The organism is Streptacidiphilus carbonis (assembly GCF_000787775.1).
Lineage (GTDB): Bacteria > Actinomycetota > Actinomycetes > Streptomycetales > Streptomycetaceae > Streptacidiphilus > Streptacidiphilus carbonis.
The window spans coordinates 96,494-112,034 of the sequence record NZ_BBPM01000016.1 but is presented as its reverse complement, the minus strand read 5'-3'; the positions used below and the strand labels follow the sequence as shown (position 1 = coordinate 112,034).

The 15,541-nt window shown below is 71.9% G+C and carries 12 protein-coding genes and 1 pseudogene; 4 read left to right on the top strand and 9 right to left on the bottom strand.

Annotation, left to right across the window (positions count from 1 at the left end):
- Positions 1-12 precede the first annotated feature (12 nt).
- The 4 genes from hrpA to TR46_RS15355 all read right to left on the bottom strand — a co-directional run bounded on the left by hrpA (position 13) and on the right by TR46_RS15355 (position 7,748).
- Complete coding sequence (gene hrpA / locus TR46_RS15370) at positions 13-4,299, bottom strand: ATP-dependent RNA helicase HrpA (protein WP_084718513.1); 4,287 nt, start codon at positions 4,297-4,299, stop codon at positions 13-15.
- A 30-nt stretch (positions 4,300-4,329) separates the two neighbouring features.
- The gene (locus tag TR46_RS15365) at positions 4,330-4,815 is read right to left on the bottom strand and encodes a GNAT family N-acetyltransferase (protein ID WP_052432832.1); all 486 of its coding nucleotides are present in this window, start codon (positions 4,813-4,815) and stop codon (positions 4,330-4,332) included.
- A 58-nt stretch (positions 4,816-4,873) separates the two neighbouring features.
- Positions 4,874-5,854, bottom strand: a complete 981-nt coding sequence (locus TR46_RS15360; protein ID WP_042400419.1) for a quinone oxidoreductase family protein — start codon at positions 5,852-5,854, stop codon at positions 4,874-4,876.
- 103 nt (positions 5,855-5,957) lie between these two features.
- Positions 5,958-7,748: a bifunctional 3'-5' exonuclease/DNA polymerase gene (locus TR46_RS15355; RefSeq protein ID WP_042400416.1), complete on the bottom strand. Its 1,791-nt coding sequence runs from the start codon at positions 7,746-7,748 to the stop codon at positions 5,958-5,960.
- Positions 7,749-7,931: 183 nt separating this feature from the next.
- Between TR46_RS15355 and TR46_RS15350 the strand changes: the two genes are divergently transcribed.
- Positions 7,932-8,891 carry a DMT family transporter gene (locus TR46_RS15350; RefSeq protein ID WP_042400414.1) on the top strand — a complete coding sequence of 320 codons (960 nt, stop codon included), beginning with the start codon at positions 7,932-7,934 and terminating at the stop codon, positions 8,889-8,891.
- A gap of 213 nt (positions 8,892-9,104) precedes the next feature.
- Here TR46_RS15350 and TR46_RS15345 read toward each other — a convergent pair whose 3' ends face one another.
- The 5 genes and pseudogenes from TR46_RS15345 to TR46_RS37985 all read right to left on the bottom strand — a co-directional run.
- Complete coding sequence (locus tag TR46_RS15345) at positions 9,105-10,229, bottom strand: DNA polymerase III subunit beta family protein (RefSeq protein ID WP_439654363.1); 1,125 nt, start codon at positions 10,227-10,229, stop codon at positions 9,105-9,107.
- Positions 10,230-10,360: 131 nt separating this feature from the next.
- Entirely contained in the window at positions 10,361-11,044 is a 684-nt protein-coding gene (locus tag TR46_RS15340; protein ID WP_052432831.1) for a DUF8010 domain-containing protein, read from the bottom strand.
- Complete coding sequence (locus TR46_RS15335) at positions 11,041-11,463, bottom strand: acyl-CoA thioesterase (protein ID WP_084718511.1); 423 nt, start codon at positions 11,461-11,463, stop codon at positions 11,041-11,043. The genes TR46_RS15340 and TR46_RS15335 overlap by 4 nt, the downstream gene beginning before the upstream one ends.
- A gap of 104 nt (positions 11,464-11,567) precedes the next feature.
- Positions 11,568-13,232, bottom strand: coding sequence for an energy-dependent translational throttle protein EttA (gene ettA, locus TR46_RS15330; protein ID WP_042400409.1), 1,665 nt, complete (start codon positions 13,230-13,232; stop codon positions 11,568-11,570).
- A gap of 101 nt (positions 13,233-13,333) precedes the next feature.
- Positions 13,334-13,690, bottom strand: a pseudogene (locus TR46_RS37985) (single-stranded DNA-binding protein); the annotation flags it as partial.
- A 143-nt stretch (positions 13,691-13,833) separates the two neighbouring features.
- Here TR46_RS37985 and TR46_RS15320 point away from each other — a divergent pair.
- The 3 genes from TR46_RS15320 to TR46_RS15310 are packed head-to-tail and all read left to right on the top strand — an operon-like array spanning position 13,834 to position 15,526.
- The gene (locus tag TR46_RS15320) at positions 13,834-14,316 is read left to right on the top strand and encodes a hypothetical protein (RefSeq protein ID WP_152626500.1); all 483 of its coding nucleotides are present in this window, start codon (positions 13,834-13,836) and stop codon (positions 14,314-14,316) included.
- Positions 14,313-15,044 carry an HNH endonuclease gene (locus tag TR46_RS41105; RefSeq protein ID WP_063770597.1) on the top strand — a complete coding sequence of 244 codons (732 nt, stop codon included), beginning with the start codon at positions 14,313-14,315 and terminating at the stop codon, positions 15,042-15,044. The genes TR46_RS15320 and TR46_RS41105 overlap by 4 nt, the downstream gene beginning before the upstream one ends.
- On the top strand, positions 15,041-15,526 hold the full coding sequence (locus tag TR46_RS15310; protein WP_042400406.1) for a hypothetical protein: 486 nt from the start codon (positions 15,041-15,043) through the stop codon (positions 15,524-15,526). Before TR46_RS41105 ends, TR46_RS15310 begins: the two co-directional genes overlap by 4 nt.
- Positions 15,527-15,541 lie beyond the last annotated feature (15 nt).

Below are 15,541 nucleotides of genomic sequence, written 5' to 3'. Positions count from 1 at the left end.
CACCTCTCCGCGTCAGCGGAGGGCCTCGACGGCTTTCAGGATCCGCTGTTCGGAGACCGTGTACGGGGTGCCCAGCGGCTGGGCCCACAGGCTGACGCGGAGTTCCTCGATCATCCAGCGGATCTGCAGCACGCCGTCCTCGTCGCGGCGGTCCGGCGGCAGTTGGGCCAGGAGCTCCGCGTAGGCGTCCTGCATGCGGATCACCGCGACCGTGCGGTCCCGGTCGCGATGCGGGTCCTCGGGGAGCTTGACCAGCCGGCGTTCGATCGCCTTGAGGTAGCGCAGCAGGTCCGGCAGCCGGCGCTGGCCGGTCTCGGCGACGAAGCCGGGGTGGATCAGCTCGGTGAGCTGGGCCCGTACGTCGGTGAGGCCGGTGAGCACGGCGAGGCTGTTGCTGATGCCCTTGAGCCGCTCGGTCACCCGGTGGTTCACCGCGAGGATGTTGGCGACCTTGACCACCGTGTCGGCGGTGACGTCGTAGAGTTCGGCGCGCACCGAGTCCCGCAGCCGCTTGTAGGACTCCTCGTCCCAGGCCGGACCGCCCGCGTCGGCGATCAGCCGGTCCGCGGCGGCCGTCAGGCAGTCGGCGAACAGGGCGTCGGTGCTGCCGTGCGGATTGGCCGCCAGGGCCAGCTTCGCGCCGTTGCCCAGCCGCGACTGGATCGCGTTGACGGGGGAGTTCACCCCGAGCAGCAGCAGCCTGCGGGTGCCGGCCAGCATCGCCCGCTGCTGTGCCCGCACCGTGTCCAGCAGCCGTACCGACACCGAGTCGCCGTCGTCGACGAGGGCCGGGAAGCCCTTGACGGTCTGCTTTCCGCGCTTCTGTTCGAAGGTGTACGGCAGCTCGCCGATGGTCCAGTCGGTCAGCCCGCGCTTCTCCAGACCGCCGGCGGCCTCGGCGATGGCGGCCTGGGTGCGGCTGCGCAGGTCGAGTTTGAGGGTCTCCAGGTCCTTGGACTCGGCCAGCTTGCGGTTCTTCTCGTCCACCACCCGGAAGGTGATCCGCAGATGGTCCGGGACCGCGTCGTAGTTCCAGCTCTCGCGCGGGACCGGGATGCCGCGCAGCTCGTGCAGCTCCCACTCCAGCAGCTCCACCAGCGGCTTGTCCTCGGTGGAGGGGGTGGACGGGTCGAGCTTGCCCAGCCCGCGCATCAGGTGCTTGGCGTAGTCCGGGGCCGGCACGAAGTTGCGGCGCAGCGCCTTGGGCAGCGACCGGATCAACGCGGTGACCAGGTCCTCGCGCAGGCCCGGGATCTGCCAGTCGAAGCCGACCGGCCGCACCTGGTTGAGCAGGGTCAGCGGGATGTGGACGGTCACGCCGTCCGCCTCCGCGCCGGGCTCGAACTGGTAGGTGAGCGGCAGCGCGATGTCGCCCTGATACCAGACGGACGGGTAGTCCCGCTCGGTGACGGTGGCCGCGTTGTCGTTGACCAGCAGGTCGGGGGTGAAGGTCAGCAGGTCGGGGCGGGTGCGGTGGGTCTTCTTCCACCAGCTGTCGAAGTGCGCCCCGGAGACGACGTCGGAGGCGATCCGCTGGTCGTAGAAGTCGAACAGGGTCTCCTCGTCGACCAGGATGTCCCGGCGGCGGGCCCGGTTCTCCAGCTCCTCGACCTCGTCCAGCAGCTTGCGGTTGTCGTGGAAGAAGCGGTGGTGGGTGCGCCACTCGCCCTCGACCAGGGCCCGGCGGATGAACAGCTCGCGGGAGAGCTCGGGGTCGATCGAGCCGTATCCGACCCTGCGCTGGGCCACCAGGGTCACCCCGTACAGGGTGACCTTCTCGAAGGCCACCACCTGGCCTCGGTCCTTCTCCCAGTGCGGTTCGCTGTAGCTGCGTTTGAGCAGGTGGGCGGCCTGTTCCTCGATCCATTCGGGTTCGACCTTGGCGGCGATCCGGGCCCACAGCCGGGAGGTCTCCACCAGCTCGGCGGCGATCACCCAGCGCGGCGTCTTCTTGAACAGCGCGCTGCCCGGGAAGATCGCGAACTTGGCGCTGCGGGCGCCGAAGTACTCCTGCTTCTCGGCGTCCTTGAGGCCGATGTGGGAGAGCAGCCCGGCCAGCAGAGAGCGGTGCACCGCGTCGCCGTCCACCTCGTCGGCGGGGTGGCCCAGCTCGATCTCCAGCGACCTGGCCACCTGGCGCAGCTGCGCGTCGATGTCCTGCCACTCGCGTATCCGCAGGTAGTTCAGGAACTCCGACTTGCACATCCGGCGGAACTGGCTGGAGGACAGCGCCTTCTGCTGGTCCTTCAGATGGCGCCAGAGGTTGAGGTAGGTGAGGAAGTCCGAGGTCGGGTCGGTGAAGCGGGCGTGCAGCTGGTCGGCGTGCGCCCGCTTCTCCACCGGGCGCTCGCGCGGGTCCTGGATGGACAGCGCGGCGGTGATCACCATGACCTCGCGGACCACGCCGTGCTTCTCGGCCTCCAGCACCATCCGGGCCAGCCGGGGGTCGACCGGCAGGGCGGAGAGCTTGCGGCCGACCGGCGTGAGGGTGTTGACCCTGCCGCTGGTCTGCAGCGCGCCCAGCTCCTGGAGCAGGTCCACGCCGTCCTTGATGTTGCGGCGGTCCGGCGGCTCCAGGAACGGGAAGGCGCCGATGTCGCCCAGGCCGGCCGCGGTCATCTGCAGGATGACCGAGGCCAGGTTGGTCCGCAGGATCTCCGGGTCGGTGAACTCGGGGCGGGAGAGGAAGTCCTCCTCCGAGTACAGCCGGATGCAGATGCCGTCCGAGGTACGGCCGCAGCGGCCCTTGCGCTGGTTGGCGCTGGCCTGCGACACGGCTTCGATGGGCAGCCGCTGGACCTTCGTGCGGTGGCTGTAGCGGGAGATGCGGGCGGTGCCGGGGTCGATGACGTAGCGGATGCCGGGGACGGTGAGTGAGGTCTCGGCGACATTGGTGGCCAGCACGATGCGGCGGCCGCTGTGCGGTTGGAACACCCGGTGCTGCTCGGCCGAGGAGAGCCGGGCGTAGAGCGGGACGACCTCGGTGAACTTGTAGTTCTGCTTCTCCAGAGCGTCCGCCGTGTCGCGGATCTCGCGCTCCCCGGAGAGGAACACGAGGATGTCGCCGCGACCCTCCTCGCCGAGCTCGTCCACCGCGTCGCAGATCGCCTGGACCTGGTCGCGGTCGCGGTCCGGACCGTCCTCACCGTCCTCGTCGCCCTCCTCGACCACCGGGCGGTAGCGGACCTCGACCGGGTAGGTGCGGCCGGACACCTCGATGATCGGGGCGTCCTCGCCGGTGCGGGAGTCGGCGAAGTGGCGGGCGAAGCGCTCCGGGTCGATGGTCGCCGAGGTGATGACCAGCTTGAGGTCGGGGCGCTTGGGCAGCAGCTGCTTGAGGTAGCCCAGGATGAAGTCGATGTTGAGGCTGCGCTCGTGCGCCTCGTCGATGATCAGAGTGTCGTACTGGCGCAGCAGGCGGTCGTTCTGGATCTCCGCGAGCAGGATGCCGTCGGTCATCACCTTGACGGCGGTCTCGGGACCGACCTGGTCGGTGAAGCGGACCTTCCAGCCGACGGTCCTCCCCAGCTCGGTGCCCAGCTCCTCGGCGACGCGCTCGGCGACGGTGCGGGCGGCGATCCGGCGCGGCTGGGTGTGGCCGATCAGGCCGCGGACGCCGCGGCCGAGCTCCAGGCAGATCTTGGGGATCTGGGTGGTCTTCCCGGAGCCGGTCTCACCGGCGATGATCACGACCTGGTTGTCCCTGATCGCTTCGAGGATGTCCTCGCGGCGGGCGCTGACCGGCAGCGACTCCGGGTAGGTCGGGGTGGGGACGGAGGCACGGCGGTTGGCGACGCGCAGCTCGGCGGCCTCGATCTCGGCGGCCACGGCCGCCTGGGCGCGTTCGCGCTTCTCGGGTTCGCGCTGCTTGCGCAGGCTCTCCAGGCGGCGGCCGAGCCGCTCCTCGTCCCGGAGGGTCAGCGTGGGGAGCTTGGCGATCAGCTCGGCCAGGGTGGCCGTCGCGGGGGCGGTGTTCCGGCGCTCGCGGACCTCGCGCCTGTCCCGGCCGCCGTGGCCGTCCCGGCCGTCACGGTCCTTGCGCGGGGCGTCGGGGTCCCGGCGCCGAGGGTCGCCGTCCCGGCCTTCCCCGGTGTCCCGGCGCGGGGCGTCGACGCCTTCGCTCCGGCGGCCGCCGCCGCGTGAGCGCCTGCCGCGCGGACGTCGCGCGGGAGCCTCCGCCGGGGTGCCCGAAGGGGCCTCCGCGGGGGCGTCGGGGCGTGCGGAATCGCCGGCCGGAGCGGCGGGGGAGGGGGCGACTGCGGAGGAGTCGACGGCGGCGGAGCTCTGCGGGGTACCCATTGCGTGCTCCAGCCTACGCAAACGGCCCCCTCACCTGTCGACCCGATATCGGCGCAGCCCGTCCGGGTCCTCCTCGGCGCGGACGAAGCCGCTGCGGGCCAGCACCCGCTGGGAGGCGGTGTTCTCCCGTGAGGTGAGCGCCAGCACGCTGCGGACGGCGGGGTCGACGAAGGCGAAGGAGGTGAGCGCGTGCACGGCCTCCGTGGCGTGTCCGGCGCCGCGGGCCTGCGGGACCAGGTCGTAGCCGATCTCCACGGTGCCGTCCGCGGCGGGCGGTCCGTGGAAGCCGATGCTGCCTATGGCGGGGCCGTCCTCGCGGCGGATGATCGCGTAGAGCCCCCACGGCGGACGGTGCCAGCCGACCTCGTCCGCCCGGGCGACCGCTCCGGCCATCGACCGGGTCCCCTCGCCGGGGCCGTCCCCGAGCCACGCCCACCCGCCGCCGCCCCCGTAGGCGAGGTCCAGTGCCGCGGTGGGGGTGACGGCGGGGAGGTGAAGCCGCGGAGTGCTGATCACCCGACCCAGTATGGTCCGCCGGCCGGCGGGTGTTGACGCGTCGGCGGGTGGTGACGTGTCAGTGCCTGTCGACGCGGAGCAGCAGCTTGCCGGTGCTGCTGCGGCTCTCGACCAGGCGGTGCGCCTCGGCGGCCTGCTCCAGCGGGAACTCGGCGGTGACCGGGAGCCGTACGCCTTCGCCGGCCGCCAGGCCGAACGCGGCGTCGGTGAGGTCGCGCAGGCCCTGCGGGTCGGCGGCGGCCAGGCCCAGGATGCTGAAGGCGGAGACCGACAGGGCCTTGGCGGCGAGGTCGGCGAAGCCGGCGCTCCAGGCTTCGGCGTCACTGGCGTTGCCGAAGGAGACGGCCCGTCCGTAGCGGGCCAGCGAGGCCAGCCCGCGCCGCCAGGTGTCGCCGCCGACCGGGTCGAGCAGCAGGTCGACGCCGCGGCCGCCGGTGGCGCGGGCCAGTTGCCCGTCGAAGTCGGCACCGGTGAACACCTCGTCGTAGCCGAAGTCCAGGGGGTACTTCGCCTTGTCGGAGCGCGACACCACGCCGTACACCCGTCCCGCCCCGGCGAGCCTGGCCACCTGGCCGAGCGCCGTGCCGACGCCGCCCGCCGCGCCCTGGACCAGCACGGTCTCGCCCGCGCGGAGCCGTCCGGCGTGGTGCACCAGGGCGTAGGCGGTGGGCAGCACCGAGGGGAGGGTCGCGGCGTCGCGCAGATCGAGCCCCTCGGGGACGGCGAAGGTGCGGGCGGCGTCGGCGACGACCGCCTCGGCGTAGCCGCCGTTGTCCAGGAAGGCGACGACCGGCTGCCCGGGCCGGAATCCGGTCACGCCCTCGCCGACGGCGCGGACCAGGCCGGACACCTCGAGGCCGGGGACGAAGGGCAGCCCGGTGACCCGGTAGCCGATGGACCGGGCCTTGATCTCGGCGAAGTTGATCCCGGCGTAGGCGGTGTCGATGAGCACCTGTCCCGGCCCCGGCTGCGGTGCCGGAACCTCACGCAGAGTCAGCACCTCCGGCGCACCGAGCTGTTCGACGACGACTGCACGCATGGTGTACCCCCGAAGTAAGTGTTCGATGATTTGCGAACACTCATGAGTGTACGCATGTGGTCGAACACTTCAAGTCGGCCCCGGCGCGCTGTCCGACAGGCCGTCAGTCCTCCTCGTCGGAGTCGTCGTCGCTGCCGCCCTTGGCGTCCAGGTAGCTGACGGCCACATGGGTGTCCAGCGGGAAGCGCACCGGGGTCGCCCCGAACACCAGTCGGCGCGCCTCCTCGCCGGACTCGGCCACGGCGGCCCGGACGGCGTCGGCGAGCTGGGCCGGGGTGTGCACGATCACCTCGTCGTGCTGGAAGAAGACCAGTCGCGGACGGTCGCCGGGGACGTCCACCGGGATCGCCGCGAGCCGCCGTCGCAGCCCGGCGATCAGGGCCAGGGCCCAGTCTGCGGCGCTGGCCTGGATCACGAAGTTGCGGGTGAAGCGGCCCCGCGAGCGGGCGTCGCGGGCCGCGTTGCCGCCGGCGGCGGTGCCGGTGCCGTCGAGGTCGCCCTCGTCGGTGGTGAAGGCGCCCGCCGTCTGGTCCAGCCAGCCGGCCGACGGCGGCGGGCAGACCCGGCCCAGCTGGGACCGGACCACCCCGCCCGCCTCGCCGGTCCGCGCGGCCGCCTCCACCAGGCCCATGGCCTGCGGAAAGCGTCGCCGCAGCACCGCGACCAACTGCCCGGTCTCGCCGGTGGTCTGCCCGTACATCGCACCCAGCAGGCCCAGCTTGGCCCGGGCCCGGTCGCCCTTGAACGCCTCGGCCGCCAGTCCGGCGTAGAGGTCGCCGGCGGCGCCGGCCCGGATCATGCCCGGGTCGTTGGACATCGCCGCCAGCACCCGCGGCTCCAACTGTCCGGCGTCCGCCACCACCAGCCGCCAGCCGGGGTCCGCGACCACGGCACCGCGCAGGATCCGCGGGATCTGTAGCGCCCCGCCGCCCCGGCTGGCCCAGCGGCCCGAGACCACGCCGCCGACCACGTACTCGGGGCGGAACCGGCCGTCGCGGGCCCAGGTGTCGCGCCAGGCCCAGCCGTGCGCGGCGTGGATCCTGGACAGCTCCTTGTAGCGCAGCAGCAGCGGCGCGGCCGGGTGGTCGACGTTGCGCAGTTCCCAGTTGCGGGTGGTGGTCAGCGAGACGCCCTGCTCGGCGAAGGCCCGCAGCACCTGGCTGGGGGAGTCGGGGTTGAGCGGTTTGCCCCCCAGGGCCTCCTGCAGGTCGTGGGCCAGTGCCGCCAGCTTGGCCGGCTGGGCGCCGCCGCGCGGGCGCGGGCCCAGCAGGTCGTACAGCAGGTCGTCATGGACCCGGGCGCTCCAGGGCAGCCCGTCGAAGCCCATCTCGGCGGCGACCAGGCCGCCCGCGGACTCCGCGGCGCAGAGCAGCCGGGTGCGGCCGGGCTCGGCGCTCGCGGCGATCCGGCGCTGCTGCTCGGCGTGCACGGCGACCAGGGCCTCCAGCGGGTCGGTGCCCGGCGGCAGCAGGCTGCGGTCCGGCGCGAACAGCGAGTCCTGGTCGCTGTCGGTCGCGGCCGGACCCTCCGGCAGGTCGGCGGGGACCGGCAGCCCGTGCAGCCGGGCCCAGGCCGCGCCGAGGGAGCGCGGCTGCCCGTAGCGGTCCTCCAGGCCGAGCAGCAGCGGCTCGACCAGTTTCAGGTCATGGCAGCGGGCCAGCCGGTTCTTCGCCGGCTGCCGCTCCGCCAGTCGCGGCAGCAGCCGCCCGTACACCTCGTCCGTCGCCGCCCACACCCACCGGGGGGACTCGGCCGCCTCCCGTTCGGCCATCGCGGCGGCCAGGTCCGGCACCCGCACCGGCCCGTCCAGCGGTGTCCCGCTCTCGTCCAGTGGCTGCAGCCGCCCGCCCGGGCCGTCCTGCTCCGCCGCCACCGCGACCCGCTGCGCCGCCACCTGCCGTCCTCTCGCTGCCCGCCGGCTGTCGCCGTCGACGGTTCCCGCCGGCTGTTCGGCGCTTCCCGCCTCGTGTGCGGAACGTACCACCGGGTACCGACAAACCCGGTCGGGCCGGTCCGGGCCGGTCCTGGCCGTCCGGGATGCGAAATCCCGGGCGGGGACGAGCTCGGTACCTCCAGGATGAGCGCCATGCCTACACCGCCCCGTGCCCCGCGCCTCTGGTTGACCGATCTGCCCGTGCTGGTGGTGGCGGCGATCTGGGGATCCAGCTATCTCTCCGTCAAGACCATCGCGACCGGTGACACCGTGGTCCCGCTGCTGGTGCTGCGCTTCCTGGTGGCACTGCTGCCGATGGCGGCGCTGGTGGCCGGACGGCTGCGCCGGCTGACGCTGCGTGAGATACGCGGCGGGGTGGTCCTGGGGCTGATCCTCGCCACCATCTTCCTCGTGGAGACCTACGGGGTGGTGCACACCTCGGCCACCAATGCCGGTCTGATCATCAGTCTGACGATGGTGTTCACTCCGCTCGTGGAGAGCCTGCTGGCCCGCACCCGGCCTTCGGCGGCCTTCGTCGCCGCCGCGGTGCTGTCGGTGGTCGGCGTGGCGCTGCTGACCCAGGGCGCCGGCTTCGAGCGGCCGGGCCTCGGCGACCTGCTGGTCCTCCTGGTGGCGGTGATCCGGGCGATCCACGTGGTGGTGATGCACCGGATGAAGTCCGTCCGCCGGACCGAGTCGGGCGCGCTGACCTTCGTTCAGCTCGCCACCTGCTTGGGGGTGTTCGTGCTGGTCTCGCCCTTCAGCGGTCCGGCGCCGTGGCGGCTGGCGGCCACGTTCGACGGCGGGCAGTGGGCCGATCTGCTCTATCTCGGACTGATGTGCACCGTGTTCGCCTTCTTCGTGCAGATGTGGGCGGTGCGGCGGACCTCGCCGTCGCGGGTCAGCCTGCTACTGGGCACGGAGCCGCTGTGGGCGGCCCTGATCGGGGTGGAGATCGGCGGGGACAAGCTGGGGGCGCTGGGGATGGTGGGCGCGGGCCTGGTCCTGGTCGGCACGTCCTGGGGGCGCGTGGCGGCGGGGAGGAGCGTTCCGGCGGAGCCGGTCATCATGCCTGTTCCGGAAACGGTCAATGCGAACGTATGACACCTGAGGGAGCCAACCCCAGGTGGCCGCCATTGCGGGCGCGGGCGCGGTTGCGGTCGCCGTCCCGGGACCGGCGATCGGAGGGCGGCGGAGTGCCGGGCGTCACGGGAGCAGGGCTGATCAAGCGTCAGGAATTGTGCACTGCACGGCAGGCAGGGGCCGGCTCCGGGGCGGAAGCGTCGACGCAGACCCCTGCCTGATGACGGCGCAGCGTCACTCGTCGTCGAGGCGGACCGGCATCAGCAGCGAGAAGTCGTGCTCGCCGTCGGGGAGCCGGATCGCGAGCGGGGCGACCGGGCCGCCCAGTTCCAGCACCAACTGGTCCCGAGCCGGGACGGAGAGGGCCTCCAGCAGGAACTCGCGGTTGACGGCGAAGTGGGCTGCGGGGTGGTCGTCCCGGCTGGCGACGGTGAGGACGCCGTCGGACGAGATGCCGAGGACTGCGACGTCGAAGTCGCGGCTGTCCTGGCCCCGTCGGCTGGTCCGGACCTCGGCCGTGGCCAGCGCCGCGCGCAGGCCGGGGACGTCCACGGACAGCCTGCGGCCCGGGGACAGCCGGGTGAGCCTGCGGAAGTCGGGGAAGTCGTGGTCCAGGACCGGACCGCCGGCCTGGCTGCCGCCGGCCTCCAGGGAGACGCGTTCGGGCTCGATGGTCAGCACCCCCTCGTCACCGGCGTCGAGCAGCGCGCGGACGGCGTCCACCAGCGCGGCCGGGACCAGGACCTGCGTCGCGGGGGCGGTCGCGCCCTTGCCGAGGGGGACCTGGGCGTGGGCGAGGCGGTAGCGGTCGGTGGCCACCAGGCGCAGGGCCTGCTCCTCGGGGTCGACGTCGAAGCAGACCCCGCCGAGCATGGGCAGTTCGGGATCGGTACTCACCGCGAAGCGGACGGCGTCCAGGGCGGCGGCGAGCGCCCGGGCGGGCAGCGTCAGGCGTACGGGGGCGGTGGTGCCGGTGGTGCTGGGCGTGTCGGACATGTGGTGCTCCCTCTGGGCGAGTAGGTCCCGGACCGTGGAGAGCTCACGACGGGCATCGTCCAAGCCGTCCTGCAGGCGCAGCAGATGCGCGTCCAGCAGCTTGCAGACCAGCGCGGCGTCCCGTCCGGCCCAACCGGCCAGGACCAGCCGCAGGTCCGCCAACGGCATACCGACCCGGCGCAGCCGGGCCAGCAGTCGCGCCTCGGCGCGCTGGTCGGGCCCGTACCAGCGGTAGCCGGTACCCGGATCCACTCGGACCGGGAGCAGGACTCCCGCGCCGTCGTAGAACCGCAGGGCGCTGACGGTCAGTCCGCTGGCTCGGGCCATCTCGCCGATGCTGAGCAAATCTGTCTGGCTCTCCACAGCCGTGACTCTGCTGGCTCGACCAGGTCGAGGGTCAAGCGGCGGCGTCATCTGCGTCGTCGTCATCCGCGTCGTCGGGCCGTTGTTCAGCGGGCCGTCGTCCGTTGGGCCGTTGTCCATCGGACTGTCGTTCAGCGGGTGGGGGACAGGCCCAGGCCCGCGCCGAGGGCCGGAGCCCTGCGGATGATCACTGCGCCGCGTGGGGCGGTGATCCGCAGCCAGGCGGGGTGCCGGTGCAGGGCGAGCGTCCGGGACTGCCGGAGCAGGCCGATCAGATGGGCGGCGTGTGCGGCGCGCATGGTCAGCCCGCTGGGGTGCAGCTGCCGGGACCAGATCGACTCGGCCAGGGCGTCGGGGTCGGCGCCGTCCCGACGGAACTCGGTGATCGCGGCCCGAACGGCGGCGTCCAGCAGGGCCGTGTCGAGGTCGGTGACGTGCTCCCAGGAGGTGCGCGGCGGCAGCAGCCCGGCCCAGGAGGGTCCGGTGACCGGCGGCGGGAGGATCAGGTCGCCGGTGCCGGAGACGCCGCTGCCATCACCCTCACCATCCGTATCGCCGTCGATGCCGTCCAGCAGCTGCCCCGCCGAGACGGTCGTGTCCAGTTCTGTCCCCTGGCCCTCGGCCAGCGGCACGGTCCGCACCACCAGTGGTCCGCTCTCGCCCAGCGGCAGCCGACCGAAGACGGCCAGGGCCCCCTTCGCGGTCTGCAACCGGACGGCGGCAGCCTTGTCGTAGCGGAGCAGCCTGGTGAGGAAGGCGCCCAGTTCGGGCAGCTCCCCAGGGTCGGCGAACCGGAGCGCGGTCACGGTGGTCACGCGGCTACCGCTGCGGTTTCCAGGTAGTCGAACAGGAACGCGCGCTCGCCGGGGGTGAGCCGACGGGGACGGGCCGCGGCCAGGTCGTAGGGGACCACGATCGTGGAGGCGCGGACGTAGACGGTCTCCTCGTCCTTGATCTCGTAGGCGACCGTGAAGGAGGCGTTGCCGAGCTTGGTCAGCCAGGTCTCGATGATGATCGGCTCCGGCCGGTAGACCAGGGGACGGAGGTAGTCGACCTCGTGCCGCGCCACCACGGAGCCCTCGGAGAACGCCTTCTCACCGGCCTCTCCGGCATTGGTGAAGGTGAAGTCGATCCGCGCCTCCTCGAGATAGCGCAGAAAGACCACGTTGTTGACGTGTCCGAACGCGTCCATGTCGGACCAGCGCAGCGGGCAAGCGTATATGTGGCGGGGCACGGTGGGTCTCCAGAACGGGGCTGGGAGGGAGCCGGGGCGGGCGGTGCGGTCATCTGCTGCCGCAGAGCCTGCCCCGGCGGTGTCGCGGGCGGGTGTCGCTTGGATCAGCCGCGGGTGAGCTTCTTGTAGGTGGCGCGGTGCGGACGGGCCGCGTCTGCGCCCAGGCGGTCGATCTTGTTCTTCTCGTAGGACTCGAAGTTGCCTTCGAACCAGTACCACTTGGAGTCGCCCTCGTAGGCGAGGATGTGGGTGGCGACCCGGTCCAGGAACCAGCGGTCGTGGGAGATGACCACGGCGCAGCCGGGGAACTCCAGCAGCGCGTTCTCCAGCGAACTGAGGGTCTCGACGTCCAGGTCGTTGGTGGGCTCGTCGAGCAGCAGCAGGTTCCCGCCGACCTTCAGGGTCAGCGCCAGGTTGAGGCGGTTGCGCTCACCACCGGAGAGGATGCCCGCGGGCTTCTGCTGGTCCGGGCCCTTGAAGCCGAACGCCGAGACATAGGCGCGGGACGGCATCTCGACCTGGCCGACGTTGATGTAGTCCAGTTCGTCGGAGACGACGGCCCACAGCGTCTTCTTGGGGTCGATGTTGGCACGGGTCTGGTCGACGTAGGAGACCTTGACGGTGTCACCGATGCGGACGGTGCCCGTGTCGGGCTCCTCCAGGCCGAGCAGCATCTTGAACAGCGTGGTCTTGCCGGCGCCGTTGGGGCCGATGATGCCGACGATGCCGTTGCGGGGCAGGGTGAAGCTCAGGTCGTCGACCAGCATCTTGTCGCCGAACGACTTGGAGAGGTTGTTGACCTCCACCACGACGCTGCCCAGACGCGGGCCCGGCGGGATCTGGATCTCCTCGAAGTCCAGCTTCCGCATCTTGTCCGCCTCGGCCGCCATCTCCTCGTAGCGGGCCAGACGGGCCTTGGACTTGGCCTGGCGGCCCTTGGCGTTGGAGCGGACCCACTCCAACTCCTCCTTGAGGCGCTTGGCGCGCTTCGCGTCCTTCTGGCCCTCGACCTTGAGGCGGGTCGCCTTGGTCTCCAGGTAGGTGGAGTAGTTGCCCTCGTAGGGGAAGGCGCGGCCGCGGTCCAGCTCCAGGATCCACTCGGCGACGTTGTCGAGGAAGTACCGGTCGTGGGTGACGGCGACGACAGTGCCGGCGTACTTCTCCAGGTGCTGCTCCAGCCACTGGACCGACTCGGCGTCCAGGTGGTTGGTGGGCTCGTCGAGCAGCAGCAGGTCGGGAGCCTCCAGCAGCAGCTTGCAGAGCGCGACGCGGCGCTTCTCACCACCGGAGAGGTTGTTCACCGGCCAGTCCCCGGGAGGGCAGCCCAGGGCGTCCATCGCCTGCTCCAGTTGGGCGTCCAGGTCCCAGGCGTTGGCGTGGTCGAGCTCCTCCTGGAGTGTGCCCATCTCCTCCAGCATCGCGTCCGAGTAGTCGGTCGCCATCAGTTCGGCGATCTCGTTGAAGCGGTTGAGCTTCCCCTTGATCTCGCGGACGCCGTCCTCGACGTTCTCCAGGACGGTCTTGCTCTCGTCCAACGGGGGCTCCTGCAGGAGCATGCCGACGCTGTAGCCCGGGGAGAGGAAGGCATCACCGTTGGACGGCTGCTCCAGGCCGGCCATGATCTTCAGCACGGTGGACTTGCCCGCGCCGTTGGGGCCCACGACGCCGATCTTCGCGCCAGGCAGGAAGCTGAGCGTCACGTCGTCAAGGATGACCTTGTCGCCGTGAGCCTTCCGTGCCTTGCGCATGGTGTAGATGTACTCAGCCAAGGTGAACCGTCCGGCGTCGTAGGGGGTTGGTTTACAGCCTTCCATTGTGCCGCACCCGGGGCGGCGCCCCGTACCCCGGTGAGGCGGGGCTCACACACCCGTTACACACCCGGTTCGCCGTCCCCCGCCGCGGCGGCTCCTACCAGGACCGGAGCGGGTGCCGCGGACCGCGGATCGGCCGGTGTCCCCTTTCCCTGGTCGCCGGGCAGTACCTCCTCCGGCCCGGCGGCCCGCGTCGAGGCCTTGGCCACCAGTTCGGGCCGCGCCCGCACGGCCCGGCGGAACGCCGAGGTTCCGCGAGACAGATCGTGCCCGATCGCAGTCGCCTCGATCTCGGCGGCGTAGCCCCGGGCCTTCCCCTCCCCGTTGTCCCACTCCCTCACCCGCATCCGCCCGGTCACCAGCAGTGGATCGCCCCGTCCGACGGAGGCGAGCACGTTCTCCGCCAACCACCTCCACCACTGAACGCGCTAGCAGAGAAAGCGGCCCCACCAGGAGATTCCAGCTCCGGGCAGGGCCTGACCGAGCACCTTGAGCAAACAAGGAGACGGCTGTGCAGGATCTTCGCACCCCTCAGACCACGTTCGCACCCCGCTCGCGCATGTCGAGCCTCCGCTCCGTCCGCGAGTTCACCACTCGAATCGTTGCCCGCGTCACCGCGGCAACCTCCGAGTTCCGCACCCCCGTGGTCCAGCCGGCCACGCAGCCCGAGCTGGCCGAGGTCGAGGCGGCCGAGCTGTTCACCGACGCGGACATGCCGCCGGTCGCCGACATCGAGACCGCAGCCGCCTCCTACTTCCGCGCCGCCGACGCCGCCCGCACCGCCGACCGGCAGAAGCGGGCCAGCAAGAAGGTCCTCAGCCGCTTGATGCCGGGCAGGTACGGCGACTGGGAGGTCACCCGCGAGCCGTCCGGCCGCATGGTGGCCGACCTGGAGGAAATCCGGGCCACGTATAAACGCTTGGGACTCGGGGTCGTGCCGATGCGCTCCTCGGCCCCCAGCCTCAAGGTCCGGCGCGTACAGCTGGACACCCCGTCCGAGGCCGTCAACGCGGAGTTCGTTGCCCTGGCGGGTGTGCGATGACCATCAACCTCTGCGCCGACTGCGGCGGACACCCCGATAAGACCGGCCTCCGCCGGGGCCGCTGCGGCGCCTGCTACCAGCGCCACCTCAAGGCGCTCAAGCAGGCCGGCGACTACACCAGCCTGCAGCCGGACCGCCCGCTGATCGACCGGCTCATGGAGAAGGTCGCCGCCGGATGGGGCGGCTGCCACATCTGGACCGGTCACGTGGCCAAGAGGACCGGCTACGGAGTCCTGTCCTTCGGCGGCGGTCCCGTCCTGGTTCACCGTGCCGCTCACGAGTTGCTGATCGGCCCGGTCCCGGAGGGCCTGCACGTCGACCACACCTGCCACAACCGGGACGCGTCCTGCGCTGGCGGTGCGACCTGCCTGCACCGGAGGTGCCTCAACGTGGGCCACCTGGAAGCCGTGCCACCCGGGACGAACCTCCTCCGGTCGCGCCACACGCTCGCGGCGGTCAACGCCGGGAAGACGCGGTGTCCGCAGGATCACGCCTACGACGAGGCCAACACGGTTGTCGGTCCCGAAGGGGCGCGTGGATGCCGCGAGTGCCGACGCGAGCGTGACCGTGCACGGCGGCGGCTAGCCCGACTTCACGCCGGACCGCAGTGCGGACACTTCAGCGCCGACGGAAAGAGCTGCACACGGCAGGCTGGCCACGCTGGCAAGCACCACGCCCAGCCTGCCCAGAGCCCGGCCGAGCTCGACGCCCTGGCCGGTGTCCGGTGAGCCCGGCCCTGGTCGCCGCCGTGCGGACCGCCGCACAGGCCGCCGAGACCACCGCTCCGTGCCTGCTGACCGAGTGCGACAGTGCGGGCCACCCGGAGGAGTGCACCCGCCTACTCGGCGAGGTTGCCGTCGCCGGACAGCTGGAGGTCAGCACCGAGCTGGTCGCCTCCGCCACCGGCCTGCACGTGTCCGTCCTCGGCATGGGCGCGCACCACGACGAGGCCCTGATCCAGCGCTGCCGCACCCGCGGCGAGCTCCTGGCGCTGGCCGGACAGTTCGCGGACGTGGCGGCGCTGATCGAGGCCGCAGTCGACCTGCTGCCCGAGGACACCACCGGCGTGTGCGCCGTCTGCGAGCGCACCTGGGACTGCGGCGACCTGCACCCCGACGGTGACGGCGACCCGGTGTGCGTCGACTGCCACCGCAGCGACACCAGCGCCGAGGACTACTCCGCGTACCGCTCGTACCTGTCGGGCCGGTGACCGCGATGACGACCA